This is a genomic window from Micromonospora sp. MH33 (assembly GCF_003013775.1).
Lineage (GTDB): Bacteria > Actinomycetota > Actinomycetes > Mycobacteriales > Micromonosporaceae > Micromonospora > Micromonospora fulviviridis.
Window position 1 is genome coordinate 1 of record NZ_MUYZ01000513.1, and the last position, 2,712, is coordinate 2,712.

At 75.0% G+C, this 2,712-nt stretch carries 2 protein-coding genes; both read left to right on the plus strand.

Annotation, left to right across the window (positions count from 1 at the left end; all coding sequences use genetic code 11):
• Positions 1-1,219 (plus strand): beta-ketoacyl reductase (locus tag B0E53_RS35160; protein WP_146167926.1); only part of this gene is annotated, 1,219 nt, incomplete at its 5' end.
• 36 nt (positions 1,220-1,255) lie between these two features.
• Positions 1,256-2,712, plus strand: a 1,457-nt coding sequence (locus B0E53_RS35165) for a beta-ketoacyl synthase N-terminal-like domain-containing protein (RefSeq protein WP_210406342.1), incomplete at its 3' end; no start/stop codon positions are given.

Below are 2,712 nucleotides of genomic sequence, written 5' to 3' on the forward strand. Positions count from 1 at the left end.
GGGCGCCGCCGCCGACGGCATCGGCGACCTGGTCACCGACCTGGCCGCGGCCGGGACGGAGGTGACCGTCGCCGCCTGCGACGCCGCCGACCCGGACGCCCTCGCCGCGCTGCTCGCCGGGATCCCCGCCGCGCACCCGCTCACCGCCGTGGTGCACGCGGCCGGCGTGCTCGACGACGGCGTGCTGGAGTCGCTCACCCCCGAACGGCTCGACGCGGTCGCCGTACCGAAGATCGACGCGGCCTGGCACCTGCACCGGCTCACCGCCGACCGGGACCTCGCCGCGTTCGTGCTCTTCTCCTCGGCGGCCGCCACCCTCGGCAGCGCCGGCCAGGCGAACTACGCCGCCGCGAACGCCTTCCTCGACGCGCTCGCCGCGCACCGACGGGCGCGCGGGCTGCCCGGCATATCGCTCGCCTGGGGACTGTGGGAGCAGGCCAGCGGCATGACCGGCCACCTCGGCGACGCCGACGTGCGGCGGATGGCCGAGCAGGGCGCCGGAGGGCTCCCCACCGAGCAGGCCCTGCACCTGTTCGACGCGGCCTGGCGGCTGGACGCGGCGTCCGTCGTACCCGTGCGGCTCGACGTCGCGGCGCTGCGGGCGCAGGCGGAGTCCGGCGCCCTCGCCCCGATCCTGCGCGGCCTGGTCCGGGTGCCGCTGCGGCGCTCGGCCGACGCCGCCGGCGCCGGGACCGGCGGCGTGTCGCTGGGCCAGCGGCTCGCCGGCCTGGCCGACCCCGAGCGGCGGAAGGTGGTCCTCGACGTGGTCCGGGCCAACATCGCCGCCGTCCTCGGCCACGCCGGCGCCGACGCCGTCGACCCGGGACGGCTCTTCACCGACCTGGGCTTCGACTCGCTCACCGCGGTCGACCTGCGCAACCGCCTCAACACCCTGTCCGGGCTGCGGCTGCCCGCCACGCTGGTCTTCGACTACCCGACGCCACAGGCCCTCGCCGAGAAGCTGGCCGGCGAGATCGCCGCCGACGCCGCCCCCTCCACCCAGCCCCTCTTCCAGGGCATCGACACCGTGGAGACCCTGCTCACCACCCTTCCCCTCGATCCGGTGACCCGGGACCGGTTCACCGCCCGGATGCGCGACCTGCTCGCCAAGGCGACCGACCTCGCCGGCCCGGCGGCCGAGCCGGACCGGCCCGACCTCGACGCGGCCAGCGACGACGAGATCTTCGACTTCATCAGCAAAGAGTTTGGAATCTCCTGACATGACCGAACCGCGGATCGAGGCAGGTGCGACCCGATGAGCGACGACGACAAGCTGCGGTACTTCCTCAAGCGGGTGACCGCCGACCTGCACGACACGAAGCGCAAGCTGCAGACCGTCGAGGAGCGGGACCAGGAGCCGCTCGCCATCGTGTCGATGAGCTGCCGCTTCCCCGGCGGCGTACGGTCTCCCGAGGACCTCTGGGACCTTGTGGCCGACGGCCGGGACGCGCTCACCGAGTTCCCCGACGACCGGGGCTGGGACGTGGAGTCGCTCTACGACCCCGACCCGAACACGCCCGGCAAGAGCTACACCCGGGTGGGCGGCTTCCTCGACGGTGCCGGCGACTTCGACCCGTCCCTGTTCGGCATCTCGCCCCGCGAGGCACTCGCCATGGACCCGCAGCAGCGCCTGCTGCTGGAGACCTCCTGGGAGGCGATCGAGCGGGCCGGCATCGACCCGCTCTCGCTGCGCGGCAGCCAGACCGGCGTCTTCGCCGGGGTGACCACGTCCAACTACGGGATGGGCCTGCCGCACGTGCCCGAGGGCGTCGACATGTACCTCGGCACCGGCAACACCACCAGCGTCGCATCCGGCCGGATCTCGTTCACCCTCGGCCTCAACGGCCCCGCCGTCACCGTCGACACCGCCTGCTCGTCGTCGCTGGTAGCCCTGCACCTGGCCGTGCACGCGCTGCGCCGCCGCGAGTGCGACCTGGCCATCGCCGGCGGCGTCACGGTGATGGCCACCCCGGGCGTCTTCGTCGTCTTCTCCCGGCAGCGCGGCATGTCCGTCGACGGGCGGTGCAAGGCGTTCGCGGCCGGCGCCGACGGCACCGGCTGGGGCGAGGGCGGGGGCGTAATCGTGGTCGAGCGGCTCGCCGACGCCGAGCGCAACGGCCACCCGATCCTCGCCGTGATCCGCGGCAGCGCCCTCAACCAGGACGGCGCGTCCAACGGCCTCACCGCCCCGAACGGCCCCTCCCAGCAGCGGGTGATCCGGGCGGCCCTGGCCAACGCCCGGCTCGGCGCCGCCGACGTCGACCTGGTCGAGGCGCACGGCACCGGCACCACCCTGGGCGACCCGATCGAGGCGCAGGCCCTGCTCGCCACGTACGGCCAGGACCGCCCCGCCGACCGGCCGCTCTGGCTGGGCTCGGTGAAGTCGAACATCGGCCACACGCAGAGTGCCGCCGGGGTCGCCGGCCTGGTCAAGATGGTGATGGCGCTGCGGCACGGCGTACTGCCGGCGACCCTGCACGTCGACGCGCCGTCCCCGCACGTCGACTGGTCCGCCGGGGCGGTCGAGCTGATCACCGAGAACCGGCCCTGGCCTGAGCTGGGCCGCCCCCGCCGGGGTGGCGTCTCCTCGTTCGGGGTCAGCGGCACCAACGCCCACGTCATCGTCGAGGAGTACCGCCCCGCCGCCGCCGAGCCGCCGGCCGGTACGGAGGCCGCCGCGCCGGCCGCGCGCCGGCCCGGGCTGCTCGCCGG